Origin of the sequence: Xanthobacter nonsaccharivorans (assembly GCF_043194755.2) — a bacterium.
Lineage (GTDB): Bacteria > Pseudomonadota > Alphaproteobacteria > Rhizobiales > Xanthobacteraceae > Xanthobacter > Xanthobacter autotrophicus_G.
In genome coordinates this window covers 290725-305775 of sequence record NZ_CM195526.1, presented here as the reverse complement: position 1 = coordinate 305775, position 15051 = coordinate 290725, and the positions used below count along the sequence as shown (strand labels likewise).

Below are 15051 nucleotides of genomic sequence, written 5' to 3'. Positions count from 1 at the left end.
GCGCGATCCGGGCGAACTGAACGCCTTTGCCCGGAAGATCGCCTCCCCAGGCCAAACAAGAGAACCCGTGATCCGATCCGGCTGCGATGCAGCCTGACCGGCGCGGCCTCTGGTGTCGCCCCCGGTATCCACCCCGAATTCGGGTTTCTCGTCATGACGATGCATCACCCGGCCCTGGAAGCGGGCCGCCGGCGGCGCTACGCGCCGAACCTGTGGGATGCGCTGGCCTTCGGCCTGCTGTTCGGCGCGCTGATCCTCATCGTGCACGGCGGCCAGGGCACCCTCGTGCCGCTGGCCGCGCTGGACCAGACGCCGGTCTCGCTCGATCCGGCCATGCTGCCGGAATATGCGCTGCGCACCACCCTGCGCATGCTGGCCGCCATCCTCGCCTCGCTGGTCTTCACCTTCGCCTACGGTGCGCTGGCGGCCAAGAGCCGGCGGGCGGAGATGGTGCTCATCCCCATGCTGGACATCCTCCAGTCGGTGCCGGTGCTGGGCTTCCTCTCCTTCACGGTGGTGGGGTTCATGTCGCTGTTCCCCGGCCGCGTGCTGGGCGTGGAGCTGGCGGCCATCTTCGCCATCTTCACCAGCCAGGCCTGGAACATGACCTTCAGCTTCTACCAGTCGCTGAAGACGGTGCCGCGCGACCTCGACGAGGCCACCCGCTCGTTCCGCCTCACCGGCTGGCAGCGCTTCTGGCGGCTGGAGGTGCCCTTCTCCATGCCGGGCCTGGTGTGGAACACCATGATGTCCATGTCGGGGGGCTGGTTCTTCGTGGTGGCGTCCGAGGCCATCTCCGTGGGCGACACCACCATCACCCTGCCCGGGGTCGGCTCCTACGTGGCGCTCGCCATCAAGGAGCAGAACCTGCCCGCCGTGGGCTGGGCGGTGCTGGCCATGCTGGCGGTCATCCTCATCTATGACCAACTGCTGTTCCGGCCGCTGGTGGCGTGGGCCGACAAGTTCCGCGTGGAGACCTCCGCCAGCGGGACGGCGCCCTCCTCCTGGCTGCTCTCGGCCGCCCGGCGCACGCGCCTGTTCCAGCGCCTGCTGCTCCCTCTCGGGGCGGCGCTCTCCGCCGTGCCGCGCCAGCGCCTCTCCGTCCCGGCGTCGGTGCCGGAGGAGGCGCGCCGCATCTTTTCCAGCCCGCTCGCGGACAAGGTGTGGCTGGCCTGCGTGCTGGCGACGGCAGCCTACTGCCTGTGGACCATCGTCGCCTTCGTCGCCACCGAGCTCACCTTGCCCGAGGTGGCGCAGGCCTTCGGCCTCGGGGTGCTCACCATGATGCGGGTGGTGGTGCTGATCGCCCTCGCCACCCTCATCTGGGTGCCCATCGGGGTATGGATCGGGCTGCGGCCCGCCTGGGCGGAGCGGGTGCAGCCGCTGGCCCAGTTCCTCGCCGCCTTCCCGGCCAACATCGTCTTCCCCTTCGCGGTGGTGGCCATCGTCCGGCTCGGCCTCGACCCGGACATCTGGCTGTCCCCGCTGATGGTGCTCGGCACCCAGTGGTACATCCTGTTCAACGTGGTGGCCGGGGCCAGCGCCTTCCCCAACGACCTGAGGGAGGCCGCGGGCACCTTCCGCATCCGCGGCTGGAGCTGGTGGAGGAAGGTGATGCTGCCGGGGATCTTCCCCTATTACGTCACCGGCGCCATCACCGCGAGCGGAGGCTCGTGGAACGCCTCCATCGTCGCCGAGGTGGCGAGCTGGGGCGACACCACCCTGCGCGCCCATGGCATCGGCGCCTATATCGCGGATGCCACCGCCGCCGGCGACTATCCGCGCATCGTGCTCGGCATCGCGGTGATGTCGATTTTCGTGATCCTGTTCAACCGGCTGCTCTGGCGCCCGCTCTATGTGTTCGCCGGCCGTCGCCTGCGGCTCGACTGAGGGAGGAAAAGATGACCGTGATGGAACATGCCGCCTCTTCCGTCGACACCGGGAAGACAGCCCTCGTCTCCGCCTCCGGCGTCCGCCAGATCTACCACAAGGGCGAGAATGCCGACCTCGTGGTGCTGGACGACGTCGCCCTCACCATCAATGAGGGCGAGGTGGTGGGCCTGCTCGGCCGCTCGGGCTCGGGCAAGTCCACGCTCCTGCGCATCATCTCCGGCCTGGTGAAGCCCACCTCCGGGCGCGTGGAATGGTGCGGCAAGCCCGTCACCGGCCCGTGCGAGGGCCTCTCCATGGTGTTCCAGAGCTTCGCGCTCTTCCCCTGGCTCACCGTGCTGGAGAATGTGGAGGTGGGGCTCGACGCCATCGGCGTGCCGGCGGCGGAAGGCCGGCGGCGCGCCATCGAGGCCATCGACCTCATCGGCCTCGACGGCTTCGAGAGCGCCTATCCCAAGGAGCTTTCCGGCGGCATGCGCCAGCGCGTGGGCTTCGCCCGCGCCCTGGTGGTGCACCCGCGCCTGATGCTCATGGACGAGCCCTTCTCCGCCCTTGACGTGCTGACCGCCGAGACGCTGCGCACCGACCTCATCGACCTGTGGATCGAGGGGCGCCTGCCCATCAAGTCCATCCTCATGGTCACGCACAACATCGAGGAGGCGGTGCTCATGTGCGACCGCATCCTCATCTTCTCCTCCAACCCGGGCCGGGTGGCGGCGGAGATCAGGATCGAGCTGCCGCACCCGCGCTCGCGCGTCGACCCGGTGTTCCGGGCCATCGTGGACGACATCTACGGGCGCATGACCCAGCGCACCCCGCAGGAGAAGGCCGAGCGCAAGCCCGAGGAGGCAGGCTTCCCCGGCACCGGCATCGGCATGGCGCTGCCGGACATCTCCACCAACCTCCTGTCGGGCCTGATGGAGACGCTGGCCGCCCCGCCCTACGAGGGCAAGGCGGACCTGCCGGACCTCGCCGGCGCCCTGCAGATGGAGGTGGACGAGCTGTTCCCCATCGTCGAGACGCTGCAATTGCTGCGCTTCGCCGGCGTGGAGGCAGGCGACGTGACGCTCGCCGACGCCGGCCGGCGCTTCGTCGAGTCCGAGGTGGACGCGCGCAAGCGGCTGTTCGCGGAGCACCTTCTGGCGTTCGTGCCCCTCGCCGGCCTGATCCGCCGGGTGCTGGACGAGCGCCCGACCCATCGCGCGCCGTTCACGCGCTTCAGCGAAGAACTGGAGGACTACATGTCCGAGGACTTCGCCGAGGCCACCCTGCGCGCCCTCATCACCTGGGGTCGCTACGCCGAATTGTTCGGCTATGACGAGCACACCCGCCAGTTCAACCTGGAAAACCCGACCTGACGATCCACAGGCGGCGGATTTGCCGGGCGGAGGCGAGCGCTTCCGCCCGTCCGGACGTGAAGAACGGGCCCGCATCAGCCGACCGGCGCGTCGTGTCGCGCCTGTCTCCCGGTGCCCGGACGAAGGACATCCACCGTCCATGACGGCGGCGCTGGCCTTGTGGCGGGGCGAGAGCCGAATTCCGCTCTATCCTGCGAACACGACGCGATCACTTGTCGTCACCGAGCCAAATCGCGCCAGCATGTCGATCGATTGGCGATGCTCCTCGGCGCTTGCCGCCGCGCAGCCATCTTCGATCACGCTGCAGGCGTAATCGCGGTCGTGGGCCTCGCGGACGGCGGCCTGGACAACCGCCGTGGTCGACACGCCGGAAACGAAGATGCGCTCCACGCCCTGGGCGCGCAGGAGAGCCTCCAGCCCCGTCGAGAAGAAGGGGCTGACCCGATGCTTGGTGATGATGGCCTCATTCTCCTGCCGGCCGAGCGCGGCGTGGATCTCGGTCCCCCAGGAGCCGAGCAGGAACAGCTTCTTGTCCCTGGCGGGCGCGAACATGGGCGAGCCAGCTGGGCATTCCTTGTAATCCGCAGAAAAGCCGACCCGGACAAAAATGACGAGAACACCGGCATGTCGCGCCTTGTCGATCGCGCGCCGCGTATTGGCAAGGACGCCGCGCCCGCGAACCTCCGCGCCGATGGGCCCCTTTGCATAAGGTCCTTCTTCATGGACAATTTCATTTTGCATATCGAGAACAAGATAAGCTGACTTCATGGCATTTCATTCCTTATACGCTCCGATTGACGAGCCCCGGCATCGCGATGCTGGCGGATCCGCCCGCCCGCGCCAGCTCGTCCTCACGGCTTCTTCACAAGCGGGCACCCGCCTTCAGCGAGCGGCCTGAACACGTCTTCCCCGCGCATTTTCTGGACAACTTTGTAGTAGTCGAACGGGTAGCGGGATTCTGACGGCGACTTGACTTGCATCAGATAGACGTCGTGCATGACACGCCCGTCTTCGCGCACCTGGACGCCCTTGTTATAGGGATCGTCGATCGGCAGCGCCTTCATTTGCTGGACGACCTTGAGCGCATCATCGGTGCCCGCCACCTGGACGGCGCGCAGATAATGCCGCACAGCGGCGTAGACACCGGCCTGGACGGCGGTCGGGACGCGATCGCCCCCCATTGCCGCAGCAAAGCGCCTGGTGAGGGCGCGGGTCTCCTCGTTCAGATCCCAATAGAACGAGGTCGTCACCAGCATGCCCTGAGCCGCCGCAAGACCGAGAGCATGAACATCGGTAATTTCCACCAGCAATCCCGCGAGCCGCTGCCGTCCGGAGACGCCGAATTCGGCAGCCTGCTTGACCGCGTTGATGGTGTCCGTGCCCGCGTCGGCAAGGCCGATGGCCTTTGCGTTCGACGCCTGCGCCTGCAAAAGGAAGGAGGAAAAATCCGACGCGTTCAGCGGATGCCGAACAGATCCCAGCATCTTGCCGCCATTCGCCCGCACGAGCCTGGAAACATCGGCCTCCAGACTGTAGCCGAAAGCATAATCGGCCGTCAGCAGGTACCACGTATCGTAGCCCTGATTGAGCATGGCCTTGACGGTGCCATTGGCCAGCATGAACGTATCGTAGTTGAACTGGACTGTTGTCGGAGAGCAGCTGGCGCCCGTCAGCTCGGTGGTTGCGGCGCCGGACGACATGAAGACACGCCTGGCATTGCGCGTGACCTCATTGATGGTCAGCGCCGCCGATGAGCTCGCGCCGTCAACGATGGCGTCGACCTGCTCCACATCCACCCAGCGACGGGCGATCGCGCTGGCGATGTCCGCCTTGTTCTGGTGATCGGCAAAGATCAGTTTCACGGGCTTGCCCAGCACCTGGCCGCCGAAGTCCTCGATGGCGAGCTGCGCCATCACCACCGACCCCTTTCCGCCGATGTCACCAACCGAGCCGGCCTGATCGTTCAGGACTCCTATCTTGACGACGTCGTCCGACACCTGGGCCGCCGCGATCCGGACGGAACCGCCGAAGCCGATCAGCGCTGCCTGCACGGCTATGACGTATGCAAACAATCTCCTCATGGCCCTCTCCCAAAGCTCGTTGTTTATTGGCCGGCGCCGCGTCGCCGGCTCAGCCGCGGTTGCTGTCGTGCCATTCGACCAGGCGGCGAATGCCGCTCTCCAGATCGACTTGCGGCTCCCACCCGAGCATTCTGGCGATCTTTTCCCGCGAAAAGCCGATGCGGGACTTCGCGGTGAAGCGCACGTGATCGGTCGCGGTCCGATATTCGGGCTTGAGCGTGGATCCGCTTATCTCCAGCAGAATCTCGACGATGCGGTTGAGCGTGGTGTCGATGCCGCTCACCGCCAGGAAGCTTTCGCCCGAAACATCGCTGGCCATCGCCATGATGTTGGCGCGGGCGAGATCGCCGACATAGATGTAATCATGCACTTCATTGCCGTCGTCGGGCAGCACGGGGGCCTGGCCGGACCTGATGCGGTCATACGCCTCCAGGATATAGAGGGAGTTGACGCCGCGATAATGCTGCCGCTCGCCATAGACGGTCGAATAACGCAGGGCGATGTAGTCCAGCCCGTAGCTTTTCCGATACCACCGGCACAAATTCTCGCCGATGAGCTTCGTCGCGCCGTAGATGGCTCCGCCCGGCTGCAGCGCCTGCCAGTGGAATGGGGTCTCTTCCGTCACCGGGAAATCGTCGCAGTCGCCGACCGTCGCGGTGGACGATGAAAAGACGATCTTCTTGATGCCCCGATAGCGACAGGCATCCAGCGTGTTCTGCATTCCCCTGACATTCACGTCGATTCCCAGCCACGGATTGTGCGTGAGCGGCAGGGTGAGGTAGGCAGCGACGGCGAATACGCCGTCCACCCCTTCCAGATGATCGTAGATCTCGTTCGCGCGCAAAATGTCCCCGCGCACGATCTTCACGCGGGGATCGGCCGCGAAGGGGCGCAAGGTGTCCGGCGTGCCGAGGGAGTAATTGTCGAACAGGACGACGGACGCCGCGCCGCCGTCAAGCAGATGTTCGGTGATGCGCGAACCGATCAGGCTGGCGCCCCCCGTGATGAGAAAGGCACGTCCTTTAATCTCAACCATGGTGTCGTTCCCGGAAATGGCAGATTTCGTCTTCGATCGACCGCGCGCGGGCGGTCGACGGGTCAGGGAAGAGCGGCGGCGCGGGCTTCGCGGGTGGCCACGTCGTCGATGAGCCACCCACCGTGGCCGGACGTCAGCACGACGCCGTATTGCGCGCTCGCGTCTTCCGCGGTGATCAGCCCGTGAAGAACGTCCGTCAGCACCTTCCGGGGATCGCGCCGGCGCGGATCGCCCAGGCCGCCACCGCCGGGCATGGCAACGCGCGCGGTGTCGCCGGGGTGAAGGACGATGCCCTCGTCCTTGGTGAGGTGCTCGGGTCGATAGGGTGTTCCGGCGCGGTGATACTCGACAACGGTGGGAAGGGCCTCGCCGCCGCCATGGAGGCCCGCCGGCGGAAACCGGCCGCGGTCGCCCAGCACGCTCGACACGGCATCGCCGCGCACCAGCCGGATCTGCCATTCGCTGCCGAAGCCGCCGCGCCGCTCGCCGGGGCCGGCCGATCCCTCGCGGATGCGGTAATAGTCGAACATGATGGGGTATTGCTGCTCGAGGATCTCGATCGGCGTGGTGCGGGAAGCGCCGATCGGCGAATTGGCGTTGGTGAGCCCGTCCCCGCCCGCGTGCCCGCCATATCCCCCGCCGCTGAAGCGGAACATGATGTAGGGCTTGCGCTGCTCGGGGTCGTAGCCGCTGATGGTGAAGTTCGCGACCGAGCCGAACGAGCTCGCCGGCACACGCTCCGGCACCGCCTGGCCCAGGCAGCCGAACACCGCGTCCACGACCCGCAGGGAGACCTCGGCCGAAGATCCCGACACGGCGCGCGGATATTTCGCGTTGAGGAAGGTGTCCTCGGGCACCTTGATGGTGACCGGGCGGAAGATGCCCGCGTTGATCGGGACCTCCGGAAAGATGTGCTTGAGAGCCACGAAGACGGCGGCGAACGTGACGGACAAGGTGCCGTTGAGCGGCCCCTTCACCGGCGCCGAGGAGCCGGTGAAGTCGAACGCCAGCGTGTCGTCGCGCACCGTCATCGACAGCGCGACGCGGATCGGCGCCGGGTCGATGCCGTCGGAATCGAGGAACGCCTCCGCCACATACGTGCCATCGGGCATCGCCTTGATGTAGCTGCGCATCTGCCGCTCGGACCGCTCGCGCAGCTCGTCGATGTAGCGCTCGACGTTGCTGTCGCCGTATTTGTCGAGCAGGTTGGTCAGGCGTGCGGCCCCCACGTTGAGGGCGGCGATCTGCGCCTGCAGGTCGCCGCGCCGCTCCTCGGGCACCCGCATGTTGGCGAACAGCAGCGTGAGGATCTCTTCCCGCATGACGCCCTTGCGGGCCAGGAGGATCGGAGGAATGCGCACGCCTTCCTGGATGATCTCGGTGGCGCGCACCCCGAACCCGCCGGGCACGTTGCCGCCGATGTCGGTCCAGTGCCCGCAATTGGCCAGGAAGGCGAAGCGCTGGCCCTTGTAGAAGAACGGGCGGACCAGCTTCACGTCCATCAGGTGGGTGCCGCCGCAGTACGGATCGTTGAGGATGACCACGTCGCCCTCCTCGAGGTCGGGAAAGGCCTCGAGCGCGGACTGCACCGCATATTGCATGACGCCGACGAAGATCGGCAGGCCGGTATCGCCCTGGGCCACCACCTCGCCGGTGGCCTTGTGGTAGATGCCGTTGGCGCGATCGCGCGCCTGCGACATCACGGGGTTGAAGGCGGCCCGCTCCAGCGCCACGTCCATCTCGTCGACGATCTGGCGGAGCGCGTTTTCCATCACCGTCAGGGTGGCGGGATCGATGCTCAGGTTTGCCATGTCACTTCACCTCGATGATCAGGTTGCCGAAGTCATCGACCATGATGTCAGTATTCGGCTCGACCACCGTGGTCGTATCCATCTGGTTGAAGATCCCCGGCCCGGCGATGCGCGTGCCGATGGGGAGCTTCGTGCGGTCGTAGATCGGCGTGTTGACCCAGTTGTCGTCGAACCACACGTCGCGATGGCCGATGACCGCGTGCTCGGCGCTTGCCTGCCTCTGCGTGGCGGCGACGATGCGCTTGAGGTCGAGCGAGGGGCGGATGCCGATGACGGTGGTGCGCAGGTTGGTCAGCTTGGGCCGGAACTGGGTCAGCGTGATCCCGAAACGGTCCTGGTAGGCCTTGGCGAGCCGGTCGTGCAGGTTCGCGACATCCAGCGCCGCGGGGTCGAGCGGCACGCGCACCGTGTAGGTCTGGCCCTCGTACTGCATGTCGGCGAAGTGATGGACCTCGGTGCGCTCGACGGGCACCTCGTCGCGGCGGAGGGTGTCCTCGCCGGCCCTGCGGTGGCGGGCGAGGATCTCCGCGATCTCGTGCTCGGAGAGGTCGGCGACCGCGCGGCTCACCGTCTGCACGAAATCATGCCGGACATCGGCGACGATGCAGCCGAGGGCGCAGGTGATCCCCGGAACGTATGGCACGATGACCTTGGGCACGCCGAGCTCTCGCGCCAGCGCCACGCCATGCAGCGGCCCCGCGCCGCCGAACGCGAAGATGGCGAACTCACGCGGGTCGAGGCCGCGCTGCACGCTGACGGCCCGGATGGCGCCGGCCATGGCGTCGTTGACGATGCGCAGGACCGCGGCCGCGGCCTGCGTGGGCGCCAGCCCGAGCGGCGCGCCGATCTCGTCCCGGAACGCGGCCTCGATCTTCTCGCGGTCGATGGCGGCGTTCACCGCCAGCAGGCGCTCCGACGACAGGCGCCCCAGCATGACATTGGCGTCGGTGACGGTGGGCCGCGTGCCGCCGCGCCCGTAGGCGATGGGGCCGGGCGTCGCCCCGGCGCTGGCGGGACCCACCTTGAGCAGGCCGGCCTCGTCGATGCGCGCGATCGAACCGCCCCCGGCGCCGATCGTATGTATGTCGATGATCGGAATGCGCATGGGCAGGCCGAAGCCGAGGTCGCGGTCGCTGGTGACGATCGGCTCGCCCTTGACGATCATGCCCACGTCGAAGCTGGTGCCGCCCATGTCGCAGGTGATGACGTTCTTGTAGCCGGCCAAATCGGAGATGTAGGAGGCGGCGATCACCCCGGCGGCGGGGCCGGACAGCACCGTGCTGACCGAGCGGCGGCAGGCGGCATCCACCGACATGATCCCACCGTTGGCCTGCATGATGACGAGGTCGCGTGGCACCCCCGCCTCGCGCAGGCTGTCCCGCAGGCGGCTGACGTAGCGGTGGATCTTGGGCTGGATGTAGGCGTTGACGGCGGCCGTGCCGAAGCGTTCCACCTCGCGGAACTCGCCGAGGATGTCGCTGCTGGTGGTGATGTAGGGGTTGTGCCAGAGGCGCGCCGCGATGGCCGCCGCCCGCTCCTCGTGAACCGGGTTCGCGTAGGAGTGGAGGAAGCCGATCAGCAGGGATTCGCAACCGCGGGCCTGCAGCGCGCGGATCGCCTCCTCGACCTCGCGGTCGTCCATGTCCTCGACGATCTCGCCCCTGGCATTCATGCGCCCGCCGATCTCGATCCTGCGGTCGCGCGGGATGAGCGGCTCGAACTCGCCGAACAGCCCATAGAGCTGCGGACGCTCGCGCCGGCCCAATTCGAGGATGTCGCGGAAGCCGCGCGTCGTGATCAGGCCACAATCGGCGCCGTTGCGCTCCAGCGTGGCGTTGGTGCCCACCGTGGTCCCGTGGACCAGCCAGGAGATGGCGGGAAATGCGATCTGCGTGGCGGAAAGGCCGTTGAGGAATCCGGTCGCCTGGTTCTCGGGGGTCGAGGGGACCTTGCTGAGGCGAACCTCGCCATTTTCCGAATCGATGCAGATCGTATCGGTGAACGTACCGCCGATGTCGACGCCAATGTGATAAGTCATGGCTCGCCTATGCTGATGTTCGGGTTCTCTTCACGGATCACTTCTTGCGGATATCGACGCCGGGGATGATGCCCGCCGCGGTGAAACCACCATCGACCGGCATCACGAGCCCGGTGAGACACTTGGCTTCGTCGCTGGCGAGGAACAGCACAGCCGAAACCACATCCTCCTCGCCGCCATTGATGCCCAGCGGGATCCGCCTACGGCGCTCTTCCCAGCCGGCCTCGTCCAGGTTGCTGCGCGACATGGGGCTGGGGATGGCGCTTGGCGCGACCGCGTTGACGCGGATGCGGTCGGGTCCGAGCTCCGCCGACAGGGCCCGCGTGAGGGCGTCGACGCCGCCCTTGAGGGCGGCATAGGCGGAGCTGTAGCCGATCCCCCGCTGGCCCACGACCGAGGACAGGTTGACGATCGCGCCGCCGCCGGCCGCGATCATTCCCGGCACGACGGCGCGGCACGCCAGCAGCACGCCCTTGATGCCAACCGCCAGCATGCGGTCCACCACGTCCGGCTCCACCTCGGCCAGCGGGGCGTAGCGGGCGAAGACGGCGCTGTTGATCAGGATGGTGGGCGGCGCGAAGCGGCGGGACAGGCGCTCGACGGCCGCCTGCACATCATCCAGCCGGGACACATCCGCGGGCAGCGCCAGGGCCTGGCCGCCCGCGCCGGCGATCTCCGCCTCCACCTCCGACGCCGCCTGCGCATTGAGGTCCAGCAGTCCGACGGCGGCCCCGGCGCGGGCGGATGCCACGGCAATGGCTCGGCCAAGCCCCTGGCCCGCCCCGGTGACGAGCACCACCTTGTTGTGTAGCCGGCCTGATGGGGCGCTCATGCGGATTTCCCTTTGGAGTGGCGTCGTCGGGCGAATGAAAATGCCGGCCGACAGAGAGATTTTCTGGTCGAACTCTTGCTGGTGCCTCGGCGGTCAGGTCTCGCCGAACTCGTAGGAGCGGCCGATTTCCAGCATCTCCTGCGTTCCCAGGACGGCGTTCAGCGCTGCGAAATCGAGCATGCGATCGCGACAGGCGTCGGTCGTCCCCTGCGCCTTCAGGCTGGCGAAGAAGGACTGAAGGGCGTGGACCAGGGTGCGCACCGCGCCCCCGGGATAGATGATCAAGGAAAACCCGAGGCCGCCGAGATCGCGCCAGTCCTTGATGGGGGTGCTGCCCCCTTCCACCATGTTGGCCATCAGGGCGGAGCGGGTGCGGAAGCGCTCGGCGATGCCGACCAGCTCGGCCTCGCTGCGGGGCGCTTCCACGAAGATCACGTCGGCTCCGGCCTGGTGATAGGATTCGGCCCGGTCCAGGGCGGCCTCGAAGCCTTCCACGGCGATGGCGTCGGTGCGGGCGATGACCAGCGTGTGGTCGCTGGCGCGGGCGTCGAGCGCCGCCTTGATCTTGCCCACCATCTCGCCGCCGGAGACCACGCGCTTATCGGCGAGGTGTCCGCAGCGCTTCGGCATCAGCTGGTCCTCCAGCTGGATGGCGGAAGCCCCGCTGCGCTCCATGAGCCGAACCGTCCGCTGCACGTTGAGCGCATTGCCGAAGCCGGTATCGCAATCGACAATCAGCGGCAGGTCGAGGCGCTCGCGGATGGCGCTGACGCTGTCGGCGACCTCCTTCATCGATACCAGCCCGATGTCCGGACGGCCGAAGCGGGTGTAGGCGAGGCTCGCGCCGGAAAAATACGCCGCCGGAAAGCCGGCGCGCTCGATCAGCAGGGCGGACAGCGCGTCGTAGCAGCCGGGCGCGATCACCGGATCAGGCCCGTCGAGGAGCGTTCTCATCTCAGCCATTGGTGGACTTCCCGAGTGTCTTTTCCAGATGCGGCAGCAGGCCCCCGTCCCGGACCATCGCCATCAGATGCGCGGGCAACGGCTCGCAGTCGTGCTGCCGGCCGCTCGCGGTCTCGGTTGCCTGTCCGAGGATGGGATCGACCCGGATCCGGGCGCCGTCCGCGATCTCCGGCGCGGTGGGGCAGACCAGCACGGGGAGGCCGAGATTCAAGGCGTTGCGGAAGAAGATGCGCGCGAACGACTTCGCCAGCACGGCGCGGATGCCGAGCTCCAGCAGCGCCGCCGCGGCCTGCTCGCGCGAGGAGCCGGCGCCGAAATTGTCGCCGGCCACGATCATGTCGCCGGGGCGCACGCGGCCGGCGAAGCCGGGGTCCACCGCCTCGAGGCAATGGCGTGCGATCTCGGAGATCGCGCATTTCATGTAGCGGCCCGGCGCGAGCTGATCGGTGTCGATGTTGTCGCCGAAGCGGTGCACGGTGCCTTCGATCATGACAGGAGCTCCCGCGGATCGACGATGTGCCCTGCCACCGCCGCGGCGGCGACCGTGTAGGGTGAGCCGAGGTAGATCTGCGCGCTGGCCGCGCCCATGCGGCCCCTGAAGTTGCGCGCGGTGGAGGAGATGCAGACCTCGCCCTCGTCCAGCAGCCCGGCCCCGTAGCCGGCGCAGGCGCCGCACCCGGTGGGCAGCAGGACGGCACCCGCCTCCACCAGCGCGCCCAGCGTGCCCTCGGCTTCCGCCTGCGCCGAGATGCGGGTCGAGGCCGGCGCGACGACAAGGCGCGTTCCCGCCGCGATGCGCCGGCCCTTCAGGATCTCCGCGGCCATCCTCAGGTCGGCGAGCTTGGCGCCGGTGCAGGCACCGATATAGGCTCGGCCGATGGCGACCCCCGCATGCTCACCGACGGGACCGGCGTTTTCCGGCGAATGGGGGGCGGCGACCTGCGGGGACAGGGCTCCCGCGTCGTAGCTCAGCTGCATTTCGTAGTCGGCGGCGGGGTCCGTCCGCCAGGCCGCTATTTCCGCCTCGTCCACCGGCGCACCGACGTCGCGGAGATAGCGCAGCGTGGTGGCATCGGGCGCGATCAGCCCGGCCTTGGCGCCCAGTTCGGTCGTCATGTTGCACAAGGTCATGCGCTCGGCCATGGGCAGGGCCGCCACCGCCTCGCCGGCAAACTCCACGGCACGATAATTGACCGCCGTCTGGCCGAGCGTGCCGCACAGATGCAGCATCATGTCCTTCGCCGTGACGCCCGCCGCGAGGCGGCCATGCCAGCTCAGCAGCAGCGTGCGCGGCACCTTGATCCAGATCTCGCCCTTGACGAGCACGCCGAGCATCTCGGTCGCGCCAATGCCGACCATGAAGGCGCCGAACGCCCCGCCCGTCGGCGAATGGCTATCCCCTCCGACGATGAACAGGCCCGGCCGGATCAGCCCGCGCTCGGGCAGCACCACATGGCAGATGCCTTCGGAATCGTAGAAATGGGAGATGTCGTGCGCGCGCGCCCACTCCCGGGTGAGCGCGACGATGGCGGCGCTTTCGGCGTCGGTCGCCGGCACATAATGGTCGGCAACCACCGCCACGCGGCTCGGGTCCCAGGGTTTGGCGCCCAGGCGGTCGAGCATCGGCTTGACCCTGCGGGGGCCCCCGGAATCGTGCATCATGGCGAGATCGACCTTGCAGGTCACGATTTCCCCGGCAGACACGACGTCCCGCCCCGCGGCGCGGGCGATGAGACGCTCGGCGAGCGTACTGGCTCCAGCCATCTTCCTTGCCCTCCCGCGCAACGATTTGGCGTCTCAGCGCCATTCTTGGGCTCCCCCCTGGAGGAACCGCGGCCCGGCGGCGCCAAGCTACGGCACCCCCGGATGCCTTATTGTTATGTTGTAATGTCCTTATAACGATCTGGCAATAGGCTTTTGCGAAAGGCGCCGAACTGGTACGTCTAGGACCGAGGCCAGCTTGGTGATGGATCGAAAAAATCGCCGCGCCCGTCTCACGGTCGCGCGGCAACCCGGCAGAGAAAACCGAAGCAACGTGGGAGCATCGGGCAGATGACAGTGACGGCCAAGGCTGATGAGCGGGGGAGAGGCGCGTCCGTACCGCTCTATTACAGTGTCTATCTGGTGTTGCGCGGCAAGATCCTCGAGCAGGCGTTCGAGCCGGACAAGCCGATGCCCAATGAAATGGAACTGGGGGCGGCATATGGCGTGTCGCGCATCACGATCCGGCGGGCGCTCGACGAACTGGCGGCCGAGGGGCTGATCCGGCGCAAGCAGGGACGGGGAACGTTCGCCTGCCCCCCGAATGTCGCGACACAGGTCGACGGCAGCCTGGGGAGCGGCCTGATCGAGAACCTCATTGCCATGGGACTTGAAACCCAGGTCGAGGTCCTCGACTTTCGCCTCACCGTGCCCCCGGCATCGATCGCGCACGCGCTGAATCTGGACCCCGGCGCCAAGGTGCAAAAAGTCATCCGCGTTCGCAGCCATCGCGGCGTCCCGTTCTCCCACCTCACCACCTACGTGCCGGAGGACATCGGACGCAGCTACACCCGTGCCGACCTGAAGGAGCAGCCCCTTCTCGTGCTCCTCGAACGGGCGGGCGCGGCGCCCCACTATGCGAAGCAGGCCATATCGGCCGAACTGGCCGACCCCGACGTGGCCGGCGCGCTCGGCATCTCGGTGGGCGAGGCTCTCCTGACGATCACGCGCGTGGTCTTCGACGAGCACGAGCGGCCGCTCGAGTACCTTCGGGCCCTGTATCGGCCCGACCGGTATGTCTATCGCATGTCCATGTCCCGTGAGCAGGGGACGAAGGCCATGTATTGGTCGCCAAAATCCGATCCTGTCGACGAGGCATTGGAAGCGGAGCGGAAGAATAGGTGATCGCCGATTGCTCCAGTAAGGTTGCTCGGTCCGCCTGAGATGTTCTGGCTGGCGCCGGGACCGCATTCAATAAACCCGGGCGTCGGCGGCGGGGTGGCGAAACCCTCCCGGGACCGGTGACCTCCCCCTCTTTACCGAAGACGCCGGGACTCTTCC

Annotated in this window: 12 protein-coding genes; 3 read left to right on the top strand and 9 right to left on the bottom strand. The window is 67.4% G+C overall.

The window, feature by feature from the left end:
• Window positions 1–153 precede the first annotated feature (153 nt).
• Both V5F59_RS01360 and V5F59_RS01355 read left to right on the top strand, forming a co-directional pair.
• Window positions 154–1890: an ABC transporter permease gene (locus tag V5F59_RS01360; protein WP_393979623.1), complete on the top strand. Its 1737-nt coding sequence runs from the start codon at window positions 154–156 to the stop codon at window positions 1888–1890.
• A gap of 11 nt (window positions 1891–1901) precedes the next feature.
• Window positions 1902–3248 carry an ABC transporter ATP-binding protein gene (locus V5F59_RS01355; protein ID WP_393979621.1) on the top strand — a complete coding sequence of 449 codons (1347 nt, stop codon included), beginning with the start codon at window positions 1902–1904 and terminating at the stop codon, window positions 3246–3248.
• Window positions 3249–3434: 186 nt separating this feature from the next.
• Here V5F59_RS01355 and V5F59_RS01350 read toward each other — a convergent pair whose 3' ends face one another.
• The 9 genes from V5F59_RS01350 to V5F59_RS01310 form a co-directional block, all read right to left on the bottom strand.
• Window positions 3435–4016, bottom strand: coding sequence for a cysteine hydrolase family protein (locus V5F59_RS01350; protein ID WP_393979619.1), 582 nt, complete (start codon window positions 4014–4016; stop codon window positions 3435–3437).
• A gap of 83 nt (window positions 4017–4099) precedes the next feature.
• The gene (locus V5F59_RS01345; RefSeq protein ID WP_393979617.1) at window positions 4100–5329 is read right to left on the bottom strand and encodes an ABC transporter substrate-binding protein; all 1230 of its coding nucleotides are present in this window, start codon (window positions 5327–5329) and stop codon (window positions 4100–4102) included.
• 49 nt (window positions 5330–5378) lie between these two features.
• Window positions 5379–6365: an NAD-dependent epimerase/dehydratase family protein gene (locus V5F59_RS01340; RefSeq protein ID WP_393979615.1), complete on the bottom strand. Its 987-nt coding sequence runs from the start codon at window positions 6363–6365 to the stop codon at window positions 5379–5381.
• 62 nt (window positions 6366–6427) lie between these two features.
• Complete coding sequence (locus V5F59_RS01335) at window positions 6428–8176, bottom strand: hydantoinase B/oxoprolinase family protein (RefSeq protein ID WP_393979613.1); 1749 nt, start codon at window positions 8174–8176, stop codon at window positions 6428–6430.
• Window position 8177: 1 nt separating this feature from the next.
• Entirely contained in the window at window positions 8178–10214 is a 2037-nt protein-coding gene (locus V5F59_RS01330; RefSeq protein ID WP_393979611.1) for a hydantoinase/oxoprolinase family protein, read from the bottom strand.
• A gap of 37 nt (window positions 10215–10251) precedes the next feature.
• Window positions 10252–11046, bottom strand: coding sequence for an SDR family NAD(P)-dependent oxidoreductase (locus V5F59_RS01325; protein ID WP_393979609.1), 795 nt, complete (start codon window positions 11044–11046; stop codon window positions 10252–10254).
• Window positions 11047–11139: 93 nt separating this feature from the next.
• Window positions 11140–12009: an isocitrate lyase/PEP mutase family protein gene (locus V5F59_RS01320; RefSeq protein WP_393979607.1), complete on the bottom strand. Its 870-nt coding sequence runs from the start codon at window positions 12007–12009 to the stop codon at window positions 11140–11142.
• Window positions 12002–12484: a LeuD/DmdB family oxidoreductase small subunit gene (locus V5F59_RS01315; RefSeq protein ID WP_393979605.1), complete on the bottom strand. Its 483-nt coding sequence runs from the start codon at window positions 12482–12484 to the stop codon at window positions 12002–12004. Before V5F59_RS01315 ends, V5F59_RS01320 begins: the two co-directional genes overlap by 8 nt.
• Window positions 12485–12495: 11 nt before the next feature.
• Window positions 12496–13773, bottom strand: coding sequence for a 3-isopropylmalate dehydratase large subunit (locus V5F59_RS01310; RefSeq protein WP_393979603.1), 1278 nt, complete (start codon window positions 13771–13773; stop codon window positions 12496–12498).
• 288 nt (window positions 13774–14061) lie between these two features.
• On the opposite strand from V5F59_RS01310, the gene V5F59_RS01305 reads away from it, so the two are divergent.
• Window positions 14062–14895 carry a GntR family transcriptional regulator gene (locus V5F59_RS01305; RefSeq protein WP_393979601.1) on the top strand — a complete coding sequence of 278 codons (834 nt, stop codon included), beginning with the start codon at window positions 14062–14064 and terminating at the stop codon, window positions 14893–14895.
• Window positions 14896–15051: the final 156 nt, after the last annotated feature.

Coding starts and splice junctions, on each gene's coding strand:
- V5F59_RS01360 (WP_393979623.1), top strand. CDS start 154: ATGACGATGCATCACCCGGCCCTGGAAGCGGGCCGCCGGCGGCGCTAC.
- V5F59_RS01330 (WP_393979611.1), bottom strand. CDS start 10,214: ATGACTTATCACATTGGCGTCGACATCGGCGGTACGTTCACCGATACG.
- V5F59_RS01355 (WP_393979621.1), top strand. CDS start 1,902: ATGACCGTGATGGAACATGCCGCCTCTTCCGTCGACACCGGGAAGACA.
- V5F59_RS01325 (WP_393979609.1), bottom strand. CDS start 11,046: ATGAGCGCCCCATCAGGCCGGCTACACAACAAGGTGGTGCTCGTCACC.
- V5F59_RS01350 (WP_393979619.1), bottom strand. CDS start 4,016: ATGAAGTCAGCTTATCTTGTTCTCGATATGCAAAATGAAATTGTCCAT.
- V5F59_RS01310 (WP_393979603.1), bottom strand. CDS start 13,773: ATGGCTGGAGCCAGTACGCTCGCCGAGCGTCTCATCGCCCGCGCCGCG.
- V5F59_RS01320 (WP_393979607.1), bottom strand. CDS start 12,009: ATGGCTGAGATGAGAACGCTCCTCGACGGGCCTGATCCGGTGATCGCG.
- V5F59_RS01305 (WP_393979601.1), top strand. CDS start 14,062: ATGACAGTGACGGCCAAGGCTGATGAGCGGGGGAGAGGCGCGTCCGTA.
- V5F59_RS01335 (WP_393979613.1), bottom strand. CDS start 8,176: ATGGCAAACCTGAGCATCGATCCCGCCACCCTGACGGTGATGGAAAAC.
- V5F59_RS01340 (WP_393979615.1), bottom strand. CDS start 6,365: ATGGTTGAGATTAAAGGACGTGCCTTTCTCATCACGGGGGGCGCCAGC.
- V5F59_RS01345 (WP_393979617.1), bottom strand. CDS start 5,329: ATGAGGAGATTGTTTGCATACGTCATAGCCGTGCAGGCAGCGCTGATC.